12 protein-coding genes are annotated in these 17,015 nt (G+C 53.3%); 10 read left to right on the top strand and 2 right to left on the bottom strand.

The genetic code is table 11. The annotated features are described in order from the left end of the window. Nucleotides 1–44 precede the first annotated feature (44 nt). On the bottom strand, nucleotides 45–623 hold the full coding sequence (locus tag O3649_RS06075; RefSeq protein WP_371573310.1) for a nucleotide exchange factor GrpE: 579 nt from the start codon (nucleotides 621–623) through the stop codon (nucleotides 45–47). A gap of 2 nt (nucleotides 624–625) precedes the next feature. Next, nucleotides 626–2,458: a molecular chaperone DnaK gene (gene dnaK / locus O3649_RS06070; RefSeq protein WP_070819007.1), complete on the bottom strand. Its 1,833-nt coding sequence runs from the start codon at nucleotides 2,456–2,458 to the stop codon at nucleotides 626–628. 771 nt (nucleotides 2,459–3,229) lie between these two features. Between dnaK and O3649_RS06065 the strand changes: the two genes are divergently transcribed. The 10 genes from O3649_RS06065 (at nucleotide 3,230) to O3649_RS06020 (ending at nucleotide 16,371) form a co-directional block, all read left to right on the top strand. Then, nucleotides 3,230–4,777: a hypothetical protein gene (locus O3649_RS06065; RefSeq protein WP_371573308.1), complete on the top strand. Its 1,548-nt coding sequence runs from the start codon at nucleotides 3,230–3,232 to the stop codon at nucleotides 4,775–4,777. 113 nt (nucleotides 4,778–4,890) lie between these two features. Next, nucleotides 4,891–5,403 carry a helix-turn-helix domain-containing protein gene (locus tag O3649_RS06060; protein ID WP_371573306.1) on the top strand — a complete coding sequence of 171 codons (513 nt, stop codon included), beginning with the start codon at nucleotides 4,891–4,893 and terminating at the stop codon, nucleotides 5,401–5,403. Further along, the gene (locus tag O3649_RS06055; protein WP_371573304.1) at nucleotides 5,403–6,263 is read left to right on the top strand and encodes an IS3 family transposase; all 861 of its coding nucleotides are present in this window, start codon (nucleotides 5,403–5,405) and stop codon (nucleotides 6,261–6,263) included. Before O3649_RS06060 ends, O3649_RS06055 begins: the two co-directional genes overlap by 1 nt. Before the next feature lie 145 nt (nucleotides 6,264–6,408). Further along, on the top strand, nucleotides 6,409–8,052 hold the full coding sequence (locus O3649_RS06050) for a pentapeptide repeat-containing protein (RefSeq protein ID WP_371573302.1): 1,644 nt from the start codon (nucleotides 6,409–6,411) through the stop codon (nucleotides 8,050–8,052). Nucleotides 8,053–8,232: 180 nt separating this feature from the next. Beyond that, nucleotides 8,233–9,600 (top strand): pentapeptide repeat-containing protein, encoded by a 1,368-nt coding sequence (locus O3649_RS06045; RefSeq protein ID WP_371573300.1) that lies wholly within the window; start codon nucleotides 8,233–8,235, stop codon nucleotides 9,598–9,600. Between the two features lie 784 nt (nucleotides 9,601–10,384). Further along, a complete protein-coding gene (locus tag O3649_RS06040) occupies nucleotides 10,385–11,833 on the top strand; it encodes a pentapeptide repeat-containing protein (RefSeq protein WP_371573298.1) in 1,449 nt (482 codons plus the stop codon). A gap of 128 nt (nucleotides 11,834–11,961) precedes the next feature. Next, nucleotides 11,962–13,542: a pentapeptide repeat-containing protein gene (locus O3649_RS06035; RefSeq protein ID WP_371573296.1), complete on the top strand. Its 1,581-nt coding sequence runs from the start codon at nucleotides 11,962–11,964 to the stop codon at nucleotides 13,540–13,542. 133 nt (nucleotides 13,543–13,675) lie between these two features. Beyond that, nucleotides 13,676–15,037 (top strand): pentapeptide repeat-containing protein, encoded by a 1,362-nt coding sequence (locus tag O3649_RS06030; RefSeq protein ID WP_371573294.1) that lies wholly within the window; start codon nucleotides 13,676–13,678, stop codon nucleotides 15,035–15,037. A 189-nt stretch (nucleotides 15,038–15,226) separates the two neighbouring features. Continuing rightward, the gene (locus tag O3649_RS06025) at nucleotides 15,227–15,706 is read left to right on the top strand and encodes a low molecular weight protein-tyrosine-phosphatase (protein WP_246823713.1); all 480 of its coding nucleotides are present in this window, start codon (nucleotides 15,227–15,229) and stop codon (nucleotides 15,704–15,706) included. Continuing rightward, a complete protein-coding gene (locus tag O3649_RS06020; protein ID WP_371573292.1) occupies nucleotides 15,703–16,371 on the top strand; it encodes a hypothetical protein in 669 nt (222 codons plus the stop codon). The genes O3649_RS06025 and O3649_RS06020 overlap by 4 nt, the downstream gene beginning before the upstream one ends. Nucleotides 16,372–17,015: the final 644 nt, after the last annotated feature.

Below are 17,015 nucleotides of genomic sequence, written 5' to 3'. Positions count from 1 at the left end.
ACCCGCCCGTCGTTAGTTATTCAGCCATTGCTGAGCCGACCACCTTACGGTGCGACAGCCACAGCCACCTGAGCGGTACGAACCACACGGTCGTTCACGCGGTAGCCGTAACGCAGAACCATGGAGACATGATCCTCGGCCACCTCGTCGGTGGGCTGCTGCAGTACAGCTTCGTGGATGTTCGGGTCGAAGGCGTCGCCTACTTCACCGAAACGCTCCACGCCCTGCTTGCTGAGCAGCTCTTCGAGCTTCGCAGCGATGGAGGCGAAGGGGCCTTCCTGCAGGTCGCCGTGCTTGCGTGCGGCGTCGATGTCGTCGAGCACCGGCAGCAGTGCGCCGACCAGGTCACCGATTACGAAGTTTCGCAGCTGCTCCTTTTCGCGGGCGGTGCGGTTCTTGTAGTTGGTGAACTCTGCCTGCAGGCGAAGCAGGGAGTCCAGGCGCTCCGCGGCGAGTGCCGCATCCGCAGATTCTGCTTCTACGGCGTCCTGGAGCTCAGCCTCGACGGCTTCCGCAGCGTCTTCGGCAGTTTCGACCGATTCAGCTTCGGGGTGGCCTTCCGCTGCGGGGGCGTTGAATGCCTCCTCCAGCGGGTCGGGGGTGATGTTTTCCTGCTCAGCCATGATTACTTCTTCTCGTCTTCGTCGATAACCTCGGCGTCGACAACATCCTCATCAGCGGCGGGCTTGGACTCGGATGCCTCAGCCTGTGCTGCTGCGTAGAGTGCCTCACCCAGCTTGGATCGGGATGCCTGCAGCTTCTCGAATGCGGACTTCACTGCTGCGTCGTCGTCGCCCTCGAGTGCCTTCTTCAGCTCGTCGACATCGCCCTGGACCTCGGTCTTGACGTTCTCGGGCAGCTTGTCGCCGTTCTCCTTCAGGAGCTTCTCAGTGGTGTATGCGACGGACTCGGCTTCGTTGCGGGTGTCAGCAGCCTCGCGGCGTGCCTTGTCCTGCTCAGCATGTGCCTCTGCATCCTTGACCATGCGGTCGATGTCGTCCTTGGAGAGGGAGGTACCGCCGGTGATGGTCATGGACTGCTCAACGCCGGTGCCCTTGTCCTTTGCGGAGACGTGGACGATGCCGTTTGCGTCGATGTCGAAGGTGACCTCAATCTGGGGCACGCCGCGGGGTGCGGGGGCGATGCCGGTCAGCTCGAAGGTACCCAGGTTCTTGTTGTCGCGAGTGAACTCACGCTCACCCTGGAAGACCTGAATGGTCACGGAGGGCTGGTTGTCCTCTGCGGTGGTGAAGGTCTCGGAACGCTTGGTCGGGATTGCGGTGTTGCGCTCGATCAGCTTGGTCATCACGCCGCCCTTGGTCTCGATACCGAGGGAGAGGGGGGTGACGTCGATCAGCAGAACGTCCTTACGGTCGCCCTTCAGCACGCCTGCCTGCAGTGCTGCACCCATTGCCACGACCTCGTCGGGGTTCACACCCTTGTTGGGCTCGCGGCCGGTGAGCTCCTTGACGAGCTCAGCAACAGCGGGCATACGGGTGGAGCCACCGACCAGGATGACCTCAGAAATCTCGGAGATGGACACGCCAGCTTCCTTGATTACGTCGAGCACGGGCTTCTTGGTGCGCTCGAGCAGGTCGCGGGTCAGTTCCTCGAACTTTGCGCGGGTCAGCTTCTCATCCAGGTGGATGGGGCCCTCAGGGGTCACGGACAGGTACTGCAGGGAGATGTTGGTGCTAGAAGCGCTGGACAGCTCCTTCTTAGCCTGCTCAGCTGCTTCCTGCAGACGCTGCAGAGCAATCTTGTCCTTGGACAGGTCAGCACCGGTGTTTGCCTTCACCTGTGCGAGCAGCCACTCGACAACGCGGTGGTCCCAGTCGTCACCACCGAGGCGGTTGTCACCGCTGGTTGCGCGAACCTGAATAGTGGAGAAGCCGTCGTCGTCCTTGCCAACTTCCAGCAGGGAGACGTCGAAGGTACCGCCACCGAGGTCGAAGACCAGGATGAGCTCGTCTTCCTTACCCTTGTCCAGGCCGTATGCGAGTGCTGCGGCGGTGGGCTCGTTGACGATACGCAGGACGTTCAGGCCTGCAATCTCGCCGGCTTCCTTGGTTGCCTGACGCTCAGCGTCATTGAAGTATGCGGGAACGGTGATGACAGCGTCGGTAACCTTGTCGTTCAGGAATGCCTCTGCGTCGCCCTTCAGCTTCATGAGGATACGAGCGGAGATTTCCTGCGGGGTGTACTTCTTGCCGTCAATCTCGGTAGTCCAGTCGGTGCCCATGTGGCGCTTGACGGAGGAGATGGTGCGGTCGACGTTGGTCACTGCCTGACGCTTTGCGACGCTACCGACCAGAACCTCGCCGTCCTTGGAGAATGCGACGACGGAGGGGGTGGTGCGGGTGCCCTCTGCGTTAGCGATGACGACCGGGTCGCCACCTTCCAGTGCTGCTACGACCGAGTTGGTGGTACCGAGGTCAATACCTACTGCACGTGCCATATGTTTATTCACTCCTTAGGTGTCAGTGCCCCGCTTCTTCTAATGCGAGGCGGGATAGTTTGAAAGTTTTGGAGGCGGTCGGTGCTACGCGTGCCGCCCCGTGTGGGGTGGTCTGCGCGGCTTCCTTGAGCCTCATGTACTCAAGTATGCACCCTCTCAGAGGGTGTGTCAATAGGGTTGAGCGAACTTTACTCAACTTTTTTATGCGGAGGGGCGTGAGGGGCGGGTTTTTTGGGGCTCTGGAGGGGTGTTTTGCGGGCGATTTTGAGGCGGCAACGAGGCGCGGATGGGCGGTTTTGCCGCGGAATTCCGGGGTTTTTGGGTGGCGAGAGGGTGCGGCGAGGCTATTCAGCGCACGGCGGACAGTGCCGGGCACTCGGGGCGGAAAAATTTTTAAAAATCTTTAAAAAGAGGGGCGGAAAACCTAAAAATTGGAGTGCGAGAGGTGCTGGATGGTGACCTGGGTGCACCTTATATAGGGCATACGGGGCAATTTTTAGGCGCGATTTTTGAGCCGGGAAGCTAGACCTCTGGCAACGTTGCTAGGGGTGCGCTTCGTGCAGGCACCTCAACTACGAGCACACGCCTGAGATCTCAGAGTTTCGCTCCTCTTATATATAGAGGACTTGCATGCGAGCTCCATCGCTCACCTTATGGGGTATCCCCGCTTGTCCGGCCCGTAATTCCCCAACCCTCATCTGTGGCTTGAGGCTACCCACCTGCCGTATTCTGGTTACGACCATATCCTCTCAAAGCAGATAGGAGAATCCTGTGTCAGAGCAAGACACTTCACTGGAGACAAACACGAGCTCCACCCAATTATCCCTAACCCCGGAAACCCAAACCGTTGAGGAGACCACAAATACTATAGATTGGAAGTTTCCGGTAATCGCTGCAGCAGTCTCCTCAGGGATCATATATACCGACCTTTCCTCATCTATATTTCCATTTGCTATTTCAATAATTTTCATAATCCTCTTATTTATCATCGACTTGCACCTAAACTCCTCGACGATTCACCCTAAAATTTCCGAAAACGAAAAACTACTTAAAAATAAAACCGTAAATCTACACTACGAAACCGTCAAACAAACACTCAACTTTTTTTTAGCCCCCTTACTCACCTATACATCAATTACCATTACTCTAGGTAATATCGAAATTCCCAGCGATTACCACCTCCCTATATTTCTAATATCCTTAGTACCCCTCTTACCTATCCTAATATATCATTTCCACACATCAAACAGTCAACCGATTACAAACATCCCACCCTCCCCGAAAAAAGATTCCCAGACCATTTTTGAGAAAATTAAATCAGCATCGCAAATAATACCAATAATTATTTCAATATCATTCATGTTTGTATTGATTAAAAATACATTATTGGTAGACAATAATTTAGGTGACGCAATACATCTTACTGCGATTGAATTTACACAAAGTAAATACGAATGGATCTCTTTTTTATTTACAGTAATTCTCATAATATATTCCACCCTTCTCCCCTCGCTGGCCCTCAATCTTGTACACGAGGGCTTCGGATCAATTTGGAAGAATCAGCTATTCAAACCTCTACAAAGCCCCTACATTCAGTTGCCTAGTGATATCAAACCGATATTACACCATGCCTTTTCCAGCATCATTTTGACGACACTAAATAACATTATTTTAATTAGTATAACCATAATTATTTTACATGTAATCCTAAGCATCCTAGCAGTAAATGCTTCACAGTCCATAGCTGTATACATCCTATTATTTTCAGCTTCGGCATACATAAATGCATACATAAATGCATTATCAAAAAAATCAAATAACCCATTGAAGGTGAAAAAAATATTATACTCATCATGCCTTAACTTTTTACTGTTCTTCACTGTGATATTTTCACTCGTATTTCACCAATCCACAATTTATTCCATTGTAAAAAATTTATCTTCCCTAGGTGCAACCATTTCATCCCCGTCTAGAATTATAAATAATTCTGAAGAAACATATTATTCATGTGCATTTTTAGACAAGCCAGACTCGTCTGAATCTATTGCATTTGGCATTATTGCATCCTCAAAAGACTCATCAATACATATATTTTCACCTATTCGCAATGAAGATACTGGTAAGTACGCAGAAAAAAAGAAAGATGGAATTTTATATCCTAACAAGCTTGTTGAAACTCACGTCAAAACGACAGAAGGGTACCATATTGAAAAATTTAATAAATCAAAACATTGGTACAACTCAAGCAGCGGAAAATGCGTATATAAAAGTTCAACTCCTTTCTATAAAAACCCCCGTTCCTGGAACAAGCCAATATAGATTTTAAGGCTCCCATAATAAGTGGGTAAATGAAGAAGCCCCGTCTACGCATCTTGAACTGCCTCCCGTTTCTTGGACATCAAAAATAAAGTCCAAGAAACAGGAGGCTTTTCATGTCTGAACATCTGAGATCAAGGCATGACCATTTGCTTCGGAAACAGGCAGTACAAATGTTTGAGAAGGGACGTGGCTATCGTCTGACCGCCAGCAGGCTTGGTGTGTCTGCCGCGACTGTGAGAGAGTGGCAGAAAATGTACCGCGTCATCGGGAAGGGCGGGCTTCTTGCCATGGGAGTAAAGCACACCAAATACGACTATGAGACCAAGGTTGCCGCAGCGAGGGCTGTGGTTGATGGTGGGATGAGTAAGCCTGAGGCGATGGTACGTTTCGGTATTGCAAGCGCGACACCGTTGAAGCAGTGGTGCAGGCTGTACCGGCAGGGCGGTGCGCAGGCGCTTAAGCCTAAGCCCAAGGGCAGGCCGAAGGGGTCAGTGCGGGCGGTGCCACCAACGCGTGAGGAGGAACTCGAAGAGCGTGTGCGCAAGCTTGAGGCACAGGTGGCGTACCTCAAAAAATCGATTGCCCTGAAGGCGCAGAAGCGCTCCCAAACCGGGACAAAGCCCTAGTGGTCGCTGAGCTTTCAGGGCAGGGACACAAGCTGTACGACCTCCTTGAGGTGGCTGGCCTTGCCAGGTCGAGCTACTACTACGCACTGGCTCACCCCCAGCAGCCAACCAGAGTGCAGCTACGTCCCAAGGTCGCGCAAATCTTTTCGCGAACCCCCAACGGGTGCGGTCACAGACAAGTAGCTATGTGCCTGCGCGCTGAGGAAGGGGTGCGCATCGCCGATAAGACGGTCTTGAAGATGATGCGTCAGATGGGGTTGCGCTGCGGTATACGCCGTGAGAGGGCCTACCACAGGTACAACTCTTACAAGGGGGAGGCGGGGCAAAGTTTTGAGAACATCATCGGTCGCGACTTCACGGCGACTGGTCCTTGGCAGAAGTTGGGCACCGATGTTACCGAGTTTAAGCTTTCCTTCGGTAAGGCCTACCTCGCGCCGGTTTATGACTTTGCCAGCAAAGAGATTGTCGCCCACTCCATCTCGATGTGCCCTAATCTTGCCCAGCAGCAAGAGATGCTTCAGGTACTCATGGAGGCCAAACCCGAGGGAGCTAAGCCGATTTTGCACTCGGATATGGGGTGGCAGTATCAGCACGAGACCTATATCAGTATGCTGGCCGATAATGGTTTTATCCAGAGCATGTCACGTAAGGGTAACTGCATCGACAATGGTGCCACTGAGCAGGTCTTTGGACACCTTAAGGACGAGTTTTTTCGCGGCCAGGACTGGCAGACCTTCGAGAGTTTCAAAGCTGACCTTGACGCCTATATTACGCATTGGAATACGGTAAGGCGCCAGGTAAAGCTTAGGGGCCTGACTCCGGTAGAGTACCGGGTTCAGGCCCTACGGGAAGCCGTATAGCGGCTACTATTTAATGCGTCCAAGTTTCGGGGCGCAGTTCATCTCGTGCAGGCGGGGCTTCTCCTTGCCCAGCGTAAGCGCACAGGGGTGGGTCCTCCCCTATGCTGGTTATAAGCCAGCACCGGAGCAAGAAGGGCACACCACCATGAACCTAAACAAACTCTTCACCGCGCTGCGGCAACGCAAAAACACCCCGGCACGCAACCAGCAGGCTGAGCGGCGCGAACGCTACACGCACGCCCTCGAACAATTCCTCGACGGGCAGCCCGCCGTACGCCTCGGCGGGGTGTACACGCTCGCGAACCTCGCAGGCGAATGGCTCACCGACGCATCCCTCCCCGAGCAGGTACGCCGCGAAGAAGCCCAGGCCATTATCGACGCGCTGACCGGGTGCATCCGCACGCCCTACCCCCTCGCGCAGAAACGGCAGGCCCTAGAAGCAGACGAGGCCACCGAAGGGTACGAAGGCGACTTTACGCGCGATCAGGAGGCGCTACGCGAAGAGCAGCTGGTGCGCCGCACAGTCTTCATGGAGTTCAGCCGTCGCCTCGCCGCCGTCGCCGAAAGCAACAAGACTGGCAACGAGGAAAGCCAGCACGCGGTGCCGCTAATATCGCCAACATGGGCTGATCTGCGCTTCGACTTTGGCGGCGCACCCATCTTCTACCCGCTACAACAGCTGTACTTTCAGAACGCCGATTTCGCCTCCGCAACCTTCTATGGCCCGGCGGATTTCTTCGGCGCAACCTTCCACGGTGACACCAGCTTCTCCGCAGCACAGTTCACCGCTGACGCATCCTTCCACAGCGCGAACTTCAACGACTGGGTGGGGTTCAGCGCCGCGCACTTCGCAGGCGCAGCAGAGTTCAGCGGGGCACGCTTTGCGGACGCGGCAAGCTTCGCAACCGTAACCTTCACCGGCGAAGCTGACTTCTCAGACGCGGTCTTCTCGGCTGCGGCTGACTTCGCGGTAGCCTCCTTCGAGTCCGACGCCAACTTCTCACGATTGAACACCTCGGGCATAGCCAGCTTCGCGGCGGTCACCTTCGACGGAAAGGCAGTATTCACCGCCTCCACGTTCCACGATGAAGCGCACTTCGCCGCGTCGGTCTTCAACCGTCCGGCGGTGTTCTCCAAGTCGCTGTTCGGCGGGGTCGCGCGCTTTACCGGTGTAGTCACCAAGCAGTCCGCAATGTTCAGCAACGTACGCTTTGCGAGCGCGGCGGACTTTAGCGGGGCGTCCTTCACGCAGTACGAGGATTTTGGTGGGGCGCGGTTCGACGGCGACGCCACGTTCTGCCGGGCGTCTTTTATCGCGCTTCCGAGGACGCGCTATGAGATGGACTTCCCGCAGCAAGCGAACTTCGGTAACGCGACCTTCGCGCAGGATGCCGACTTTAGTAAGGCGACGTTCACGGCGCATGTCGGCTTCTACAAGGCGACGTTCGCGCGGGCGGCGAGCTTCAACGAGGCGAGCTTTGAGGGCGCCTACTTCGCGGATGCGACGTTCAGTCAGAAGGCGGATTTCAGGCAGACTAGCTTCATGTATGTTAAGCCGTCCTTTGAGGCTTTGGATAGGCGGCTGCAGAGGGCACGGTTCTCGGCGCAGGCGGATCCGCAGGATTACCTGTTCGAGGCGCGCCCGGAGAGCCCGCACGGTTTCAGCTGCGGCGAGGCGACGCTTCTTAATAGAACGTTCATTCTCCCTGTTGGTGCGGTGCTTTACGACCCGGATTCCTGGGACGAAGAGCAGCAGGAGTACACCCGTGTTAGTGAGCCTGCACAGTAAAACCTAGCACTCCCCTACCAGCGGGGAAGCCCCCCCCCCGGGGAAGCTCCCACACACAGACCCCGCCCGCACATCCAGCGCTGGCGGGGTTCTTGCTTTTGACCCACAACCGCCCAAGCCCGGCAGCTTTACACTATGCTGAGTATGACCCGCCCCTTTCAACGATGACAGGAGAACCACATGCATCTGGCACCCAGCACCGCGTGGGTTTGGCTGATAGCTTGCGCAGTCGTCATTCTGTTTTTCCCGCTCGCCGCGCAGTTCGGCAATCTCAAGGGGAAGCTGTCGAGCTTCCGCACCTGGGTTTGGGCTATCGCTCTCTTGGGCATTGTCACGGCGGGTTTTATGCCTTTCACCTTTGGCACTGACATCGCCAATTTTGAGGTTCAGCCGTTCATTTTCTTCATCACCGGCACCCTGCTGGGTGTTCTCTTTCTTGGGGAGTTCCACCGCATGAACGCCCAGAAAAAGCTGAAACACCCCCAGCGGGTGCACGCTGAGCGCCGTACCCGTTACAGCAAGGCAGTTGAGCAGCTGGCGTATCCGAACCCGGCAGTCCGTGCGAGTGCCATCAGCACGCTTGCGGGTCTGGTGGATGAGTGGCTCGCTGACGAGCAGCTCAGCGTTGAGGCGCGGCAGAAGGAGGGGCAGGTCATCGTCAATGCCCTCTGCGCTTATGTGCGTTCGCCGTTCTCGCGGGCGTTCAAGGCTGAAGCTTTTGACTCCGATACGCCGCCCGCTAACTATGCGGGTGATTTCGCTACGGATCTGGCGGCTTTTCGTGGTGAGCAGGATGTTCGCCGCAGCGTCTTCGTTGAGATGAGTAAGCGCAGCAGCACCCTTGCTGAAAATGAGAAGGGCGAGGTGGCTGTTGTCCCCGGCGCGTGGAGCGGCTTTGAGTTCGATTTCAGCCGGGCGGTCGTCTTCTACCCTCTCGACGGTCTGACTCTTGAGAACGCCAATTTCTCTGCGGCGAGGTTCTGCAACGGTTCAGATTTCAGCGGGGCAGCTTTTGTGGGAACCGTGGATTTCAGCCGCGCAACCTTCGGAGGGATCGCGGGGTTCGGTGACGCGACCTTCGCTGGCGAGGGGAACTTCAGCCACGCAACCTTCACACGGAGCGCTAACTTCGGGGGAGCTTCCTTCGTTCAGAGCGCATATTTCGACGGGGTGAAGTTCATGCAGAACGCGCATTTTAGCGGGGTGAAATTCACTCAGGATACGAACTTCAGTGGCGCGTCCTTTATGGGCGTTGCAGATTTCTGCGATGTGTCTTTCGTGAAGAGCCCGCCAGTCTTCGCTATTGAGGATGCTGACTCGGGCGAGATGTGCCGGGCTCGGTTCGCTGCGCTGTCTGCTGGTTCGGAGTCTGCCGGTCAGGAGGCGCATAACTTCACGATGTACGAGGATAGCCAGCCTATTCCGCTCGGTACGGCTATTCTGAACGGCGTGGGCTACCGCATCCCGGTCGGGGCGGTACTCTTCGATCCGGCGTCCTGGGATGCACGGCAGAAGGAATACACGCGCATGAGTGAGCCCGCGCAGTAATTATCTTGAGGCCCCGCCACATTGAACGTGTGGCGGGGCCTTCGCGCACGTGGTGGACGCTGCCGAGCAACTGCATCGAAAAAATAAAAATGGTGCGAAAAACCCCGCTGAGTCTGTAGGCTCTAGCGGGGTTTTTCGAATCTTATCTACCCGGATTCGTTTATCGCTTTCCAGCGGCATTACGCCATGTCTGAAATAAATAAAACTTAAATTGGGTACCAAAAATCCGCGGAATGTGTGTCATCTGCTAAAATCAGCAGTGACAACGCAATTCCGCGTTGCCTCTAATTGCATAGAGAGGAGGTGTACTCCTATGGATAAGGACCATTTCTGGCTCCTCGTTGAACGATGGAGCAATATGGTTACCCTACTTCTTGGTCTGGTAGCGACTATCCAGTTCGTGGTTATCTGTCTTTTCTAGACCATTCTTTCGTGGGGCTACCGGTGATGTTGCCGCATCGCTGGTGGCTCCACTTTTATTTTACTGTCATTGCACATAAGGACATTCCCTATATGCATGACCGTATACCTAATAATGTAGCGCATTTCTTAAGACATAACAACACGGCAACACTAATTACGTAGCCATTGCACCCACCGTGAGAAACAATGTCGGTCATTTTGAAAACTTCCATTCCTCACTGCCTGCCGCGGACAGCAGAAGCACCATCCGCGTAGCTCAAGCAGGCTGGCCCCTCGTTGATGACCGGGCGCGGCTCACGGCAAGCAGCTTTACCCTATGCTGGAAGGTGAACGTTCCTATCAGAGAGGACAGGAGAATCTAGTGCCCCGCAATAACGCATCATCCGCTCCAGAGAGCCCGGTAATCCCGAAAGCTCAGGAGAATCCTTGGTATATCCGGCACTTTATTAAGCTCCTCATTGGCTTTGGTCTGGGCGGCGGTGCAGTTGCGATTCTACTGCCTTGGATGTTGTGGTTTTTCTGCGGCATGAGCTCTGGCAGTTCAGATCAGCTGCGTCTGCATCTTCTGTACGTCACTGGTGGCATTATTGCGGTTCTGACTCTTCTGCAGACTAACTGGAAGAATCAGGGTGACCGCCTCAAAATTGATGCCGATATCAAGAAGAATGAGCAGGACGCAGAGAAGAACGAACGCGATCATATACGCCAGGTTCATGCAGAACGTCGTAGCCGCTACACCAAGGCGGTAGAACAGCTGGCTAACGAGAAAGCGACTGCCCGTCTGGGCGGTATCTATACCCTTATAGGTTTGGTCGATGAGTGGCTAACCGATGACACTCTCGAGGTTGAAGAACAACAAAAAGAAGGACAGGTTATTATCAATAACCTTTGCTCCTACATTCGTTCGCCCTTCCCTCTGGCATTAAAAGCAGAGATGTTTGAGGGCGATTCAGAGCCTGATAACTATGAAGGAGATTTCTCCAAAGATCAGGCCGCATTTCACGAAGAACAGGATGTACGCCGCACTATCTTCGTTGAGATAAGCAAGCGCAGTAGTACCTTCACTAGGGATGAGATTCGCACGGTAATCGACACTTTCCCAGGAATGTGGAGTGATTTCGAGTTTGATTTCAGCCGAGCACCCATCTTCTACCCCCTCAACACCCTCACAATTGAGAAGGGTAATTTCTCGGGCGCAAGGTTCTACGCTGGTGCGAATTTCGTCGAGGCAACCTTCACCAGCAACGCGGACTTCAGAGCGGCAACCTTCACTTGCTACGCGGACTTCGTCATGGCGACCTTCATCAGCAATGCAAACTTCAGCGGGGCAACCTTCACCAGCAACGCGAACTTCGTCGCGGCGACCTTCACCAGCATCGCGGACTTCCATGAGACGAGATTCACCAGCGACGCGGACTTCTGCTGGGCAACCTTTACCAGCAACGCCGACTTCCACAGGACGACCTTTATCAGCAACGCCGACTTCCAGGGGGCGAGATTCACCAGCATCGCGAGCTTCAGTAAGGCAACCTTCACCCGCCGCGTAATCTTCCTCCATACAACTTTCACCCAATATGGGCCAATCTTCACTATGGCTGATTCAGAAGAGCGCAAAGCTCAATTCTCCGCAGGGGCAGAGCCGCGAGACTATGATTTCTCGGTCTCTTCGGAAAGCAAACCTATCAAGTGCGGAATGGCTACATTTCTCGGCAAGTCGTTCACTGTCCCTCTTGGAACGATACTCTTCGACCCAGATTCATGGGACGAAGATAAGCAGGATTACACCCGCTTCAGTGAACCTGCGAAGTAATACCCGAAGGCCCCGCCACATTGAACGTGTGGTGGGGCCTCTGTTCATGACCGATAGAAGCACAGGTCAGACAGTTTTGCACTATGCTGAAAAGTGACCGTTCCTCTCAAAGTCGATAGGAGATTGTCTTGGCAGACAATAAGACCTCAACAGAGAAACCGCCTTTTTATATTCGGCGCTTCTTCCTAATACTTGTCTTACTCGGGCTTATTGGAGGCGCAGCCGCTCTTTGGATTCCTTCCGGCACTGATTGGCTACGCCAGAGTGGACTATCCGGCGAAGCGGAGCAGAAATCTATCTCTGATTTACGCTTGCACTTCCTCTACATCACGGGTGGAATTATTGCGATTCTGACTCTTCTGCAGACTAATTGGAAGAACCAGGTTGACCGCCGCAAGGTCGAAGATGATATCCAAAAGAACAAAAATGACCACATCCGCCAGGTGCACGCTGAACGCCGTAGCCGCTATACCACTGCTGTAGAGCAACTAGCCAACGAGAAAGCTGCTGTTCGTCTGGGTGGTATCTATACCCTTGTAGGTTTAGTCGATGAGTGGCTTGCTGACGACACCCTCGAGTCAGAAGAACAGCAAAAAGAAGGGCAGGTTATTATCAATAACCTCTGCGCTTATATTCGTTCCCCCTTTCCTCATATAGATTATCGACAGCTATTTGAAGAAAAAGAAGCCGAGAATCAAATTTCAGAAGAACATAAGGATAGTTTTCTAGCTAAGCGGGCACAGTTCCGCGAAGAGCAAGACGTACGTGGCGCAATTATGAGGGAAATTGTAGCGCGACTCGGCGTTAGAAGCTTTGATGTTATTGAAGAAGAAACTACTGTAGAGGAAGGACCCTGGTCAGATTTTACTTACGATTTCTCTCGGGCATCTTTCCCTTATAAAGTTAATTTTGATGATAGCATCATAAACTCTCCACTTCTTTTTTCGGGAGCAGTGTTCAGTAAGACGGTTTCTTTTCACAACTCTACTTTTAAAAGCTACGTTTCATTCGAGGAAACTACCTTTGAAAAGGATAAACTACACACTAACCCGCACGGCATGAAATCAGTTTCCTTTAATCTAAGTGTCTTCGAGGCATTTGTTTCCTTCGAAAAATCTATTTTCAAAGACTCCTTATCGTATAGTCTTACATCTTTCAAAAGCCCCGTTTCTTTTAGAGGGGCAAAATTCATGGATGCCGTATCCTTCATTTCTAGCAATTTCAAAAAATTAACATCATTTGTTGAGACGAACTTCAAACACGAGACCTTATTTCTCCACACTAAGTTCGAAGACTCTGCATTTTTCTTTGATGCGACCTTCGAGGACTCCGCATTTTTTGAAAAATCTACGTTCAAAGATTCTCCACGATTCGGTCGCATGATATTCGGAGGAGAGACACACTTCATCAATTGCATTTTCAAAAGCCCAGTAGTTTTTTCGAATATTATTTTTTCTGCCCCGGCACACTTCGTAGAAAAACTTTTACATCATGGCGTTACGCAGTCTATATCTTTTTCAGGTCGGACCTGCTTTTCTTCGAAAGTCTCCCCAAGGGACTATGAATTCAAGTCATCAGTAAATAGTTCCCTATTTGAGATTGAGCAGATTACCGTAGCTGACGGCAGAGTATTCACGGTTCCGGTGGGTTGCGAGCTTTTCGACCCCGAACCTTTGCCCGCACCCAAACCCGAAGATTCTACTGAATAATATTCACCTCTAAAAGGCCCCGCCGGCCCCTCGTCGGTGGGGCCTTCACTTCTGTTCAAGGGTGACTCACTACAGGCCACTTTGCACTATGCTGAAAGGTGATCGTTCCTCTCAAAGTAGATAGGAGGCTCTCATGGAGCAGCTACCATCTCTAGCATTTATGTCTTCTGCCAGCTCTTTCTTTGCATATGGTGATGCGTGGTCGACAATTTTGTGGATAACTTCCCTTACATTTGTTCTCTTTATTGTCGCCCCTTCTGCTTGTTGGGTCTGGAACAGGCTCAAGAAAAACAATCGAAAGACACGTTTCTTCTACTACTTGATTGCAGCTGTAGCGATCATTGGCGCTACATGGTCGTTCCTTCTTCCCATTGCGATAGACTCAGGGTTCCGCAAGGATGATGATGGGCCAGTTCTCCGGCAAATTTTGTTGTACGCAACAGGCGGCCTTCTAGGTGTCATTACTCTTGGTGAAACCCACCGAAAGAATAACCAAGAGAAAGAGAAAAACGAGAACGACCATACCCGCCAGGTACACGCTGAACGCCGTAGCCGCTACACCAAGGCTGTGGAACAGCTGGCTAACGAGAATGCGGCCGTTCGCCTCGGTGGTATCTATACCCTTGTGGGTTTGGTTGATGAGTGGATTACTGATGAAACTCTCACCCCAGAAAATCAGCAGAAGGAAGGCCAGGTTATTATCAACAGCCTCTGCTCTTATATCCGTTCACCTTTCTCTCTTGCTATCGACGGAAATATTATGGCCTACGACGGAATCAATTACGACATGCCCCCAGAAGATTACGAAGGTGATTATAGAGGAGACCAAGCAAGACTTATAGATGAGCAAGACACTAGAATATCAATTTTTAAAGAGATAAGTTCAAGAATAAATGATGAGATTCTCAATAAAAGCAACCAAAAACATTGGAATAATTTTTCATACAATTTTTCAAGGTCAGTGATTTTTTACCCACTCAGGAACCTTTCGTTCTCCGAAGCTGACTTTTCATTCGCAATCTTTATTGGAGATACAGGTTTTGACTCGTCACAGTTCCTTCGCAAAATATCTTTTGCAGGAGGACGTTTTAACGACGAAATTACATTCAACAATACATATTTTAATAATGGGGCAGATTTTTCGTATACAACCTTTGAAGCAGGCGCCGATTTCGTCAACTCAAAATCCACAGGTTGCGTAAGTTTTGAGAGTTCAAGAATATTCTGTGATATAGATTTTTCAAACTCGAAATTTTCATGCAATTGCGAGCATAACTGGAAGTTTATAAGGAGACAAGATGGACCTAAATTACAATATGGATTTGCAAGTCTTCTCAATCTTAATAATGAGGTAATTACCAGAATTCTTCCAGCAGGTTCTTGTCTCTTCGACCCCGATTCCTGGGATGAAGAAAAGCAGAAATACACTCGGGTCAGTGCCCCTGCAAAGCCTCCTGGAAATTCCGATGCTGAGGAAGAAAAGCCCGCTAAATAAGGCCTCATTGTTAAAAGGCCCCGCCGGCCCCACATCGGCGGGGCCTTTTCGCGCCCGGGACCGGTAGCATTAGCTCCCCCGAGGCGAGCGCATCCACCCGTCACAGCGCCGCCTACAAAGCCACCCCGAGCACCCACCGCGCCCAACCACCCGCTACCCCACCGATACACTAGAACCATGTACCGAATCATGACTGTCTGCACCGGCAACATCTGCCGCTCCCCCGTCGGCGAATACCTCATCCGCCAGCACGCCCAAGAAGCCGGCGTGCCCGTCACCGTCACCTCCAGCGGCATCAGCAACGAAGAAGAAGGCAACCGCATCGACCCGCGCGCCGCCGCGCAGCTCACCACCCGCGGTATCGACCCGTCCGCGCACCGCGCCAGCGTCTTCACCGTCGAGGACTTCGACCGCAACGACCTCATCCTCGCCATGGACGCACCCCATTACCTGCGTCTCAAAGCCCTCGCCCGCAACGAGGACGACAAGGCCAAGATCCGCATGATGCGCAGCTTCGACCCGAAGGTCACCACCACCCACCTGGACCAGCTCGGCATCTACGACCCCTGGTACGGTAGCGAACGCGACTTCGTGTACACCACCGGCCTCATTGACGCTGCCGCACGCGGCCTCATCAACCACCTCAAGCAGGAAGGCGACGCGCAGTGAGTCAGCGTATTCCCCTGAACCAGAACCGCCGCGTCACCGGCACCACCGAAATCCTGGAGCTCTGCAAAGACATGCTGCGCCTGGAGCACGGCATCGGCAACGACTTTGACATGGACACCGCCGAATTCACCGAATTCCGTGCCCAGTTCCTCGCGGATTTCGCGCAGATTCCGCTGATTATCGGCATTGATGGCCGTAGCGGCACCGGCAAAACCAGCCTCGCCGCGCAGCTTGAGCAGAAGCTCACCGCCGCCGGGCACAGCGTGCACGTGCTGCACCTGGACGACTTCTACCCCGGCTGGGACGGCCTCTTCGACGGCGTGGAGGCGTGGGACGCGCTATCCGTGCAACTGACCGAAGGTATTGCCGGAACCTACACCCCGTGGGATTGGGAGGCGGGCGCCCCCGGTGAGGTGCGCACCGTCGACCCGGCGGCTACGCAGGTCATCATCTGTGAGGGTGTCGGCGCGATTGCGGGCGCCTGCGAGGTGCGTATTCTCGCCTCCGCCCCGGACGAGGTGCGTTACGAACGCGCCATGGCTCGTGACGGTGACACGTTCCGCCCGCACTGGGAGCGCTGGGCGGAGCAGGAGGAGGCGCTGCTCGCCGAAATCCCGGAGGACTACGCGACCGTGGACTTCATCTACGACAGCGCGGCGCAGTAGCAGCCGCCTACAAGACAGTAGGGCCCAATGCTTTGTGTATCTCGAAGCATTGGGCCCTACGGCTATTTAGAGGCAGTTTTATTCAGGCGCTGTTTTATTCGGGCATGGGAGCCGGGCTAGCGGATTCCATGCGGTCTTTATCCCAGTAGGTTGAGGTATTGCTCGGCGCGTGCGTGGAGGTAATGCCGTCTTTTTCGCTACCCGGGTTGTTGCTAGAAAGCACGGCAAAGATTATGAGCAAGACGCAAGCTATGAGCAGCAGGATGCATAGCAAATATTTGTAATAGTGGTTGCGCATCTGAGGTGCTCCCTCCGGTCGTATCGCGTGGTATGACCAACGTAAGTTATGCGGTTGAGCCGAGCAATGCTTCTCAAGAATATTTCTCAAATATTTCTTCAGCACTGGGGACTGAGCGGCAAACTAAAACAAGCCGCTAAGGGGCGGTGTTATCCGTAAGCGACATCAGGGTATCCGAAGCGAAGCGAGGACGGGTGCCCCTGTAGGAGTGTAGATAACACCGCCCCTTCTGCGGACCCTCTGCAATCCTGTCTCTCCCGGATCAAAAAAATATCAAACATTTAACTTACGAAGCCGCCCCCGATTCTGCTACCGTGAACAAGTTGTGCTTCCAGCCTGCGCAAAC

The sequence above is a fragment of the Rothia sp. 27098_8_29 genome (assembly GCF_041432785.1).
In the GTDB taxonomy this organism is placed as follows: domain Bacteria; phylum Actinomycetota; class Actinomycetes; order Actinomycetales; family Micrococcaceae; genus Rothia; species Rothia mucilaginosa.
Note: the sequence above shows the minus strand (reverse complement) of the source record. Positions and strands in the feature narration are given on the sequence as shown.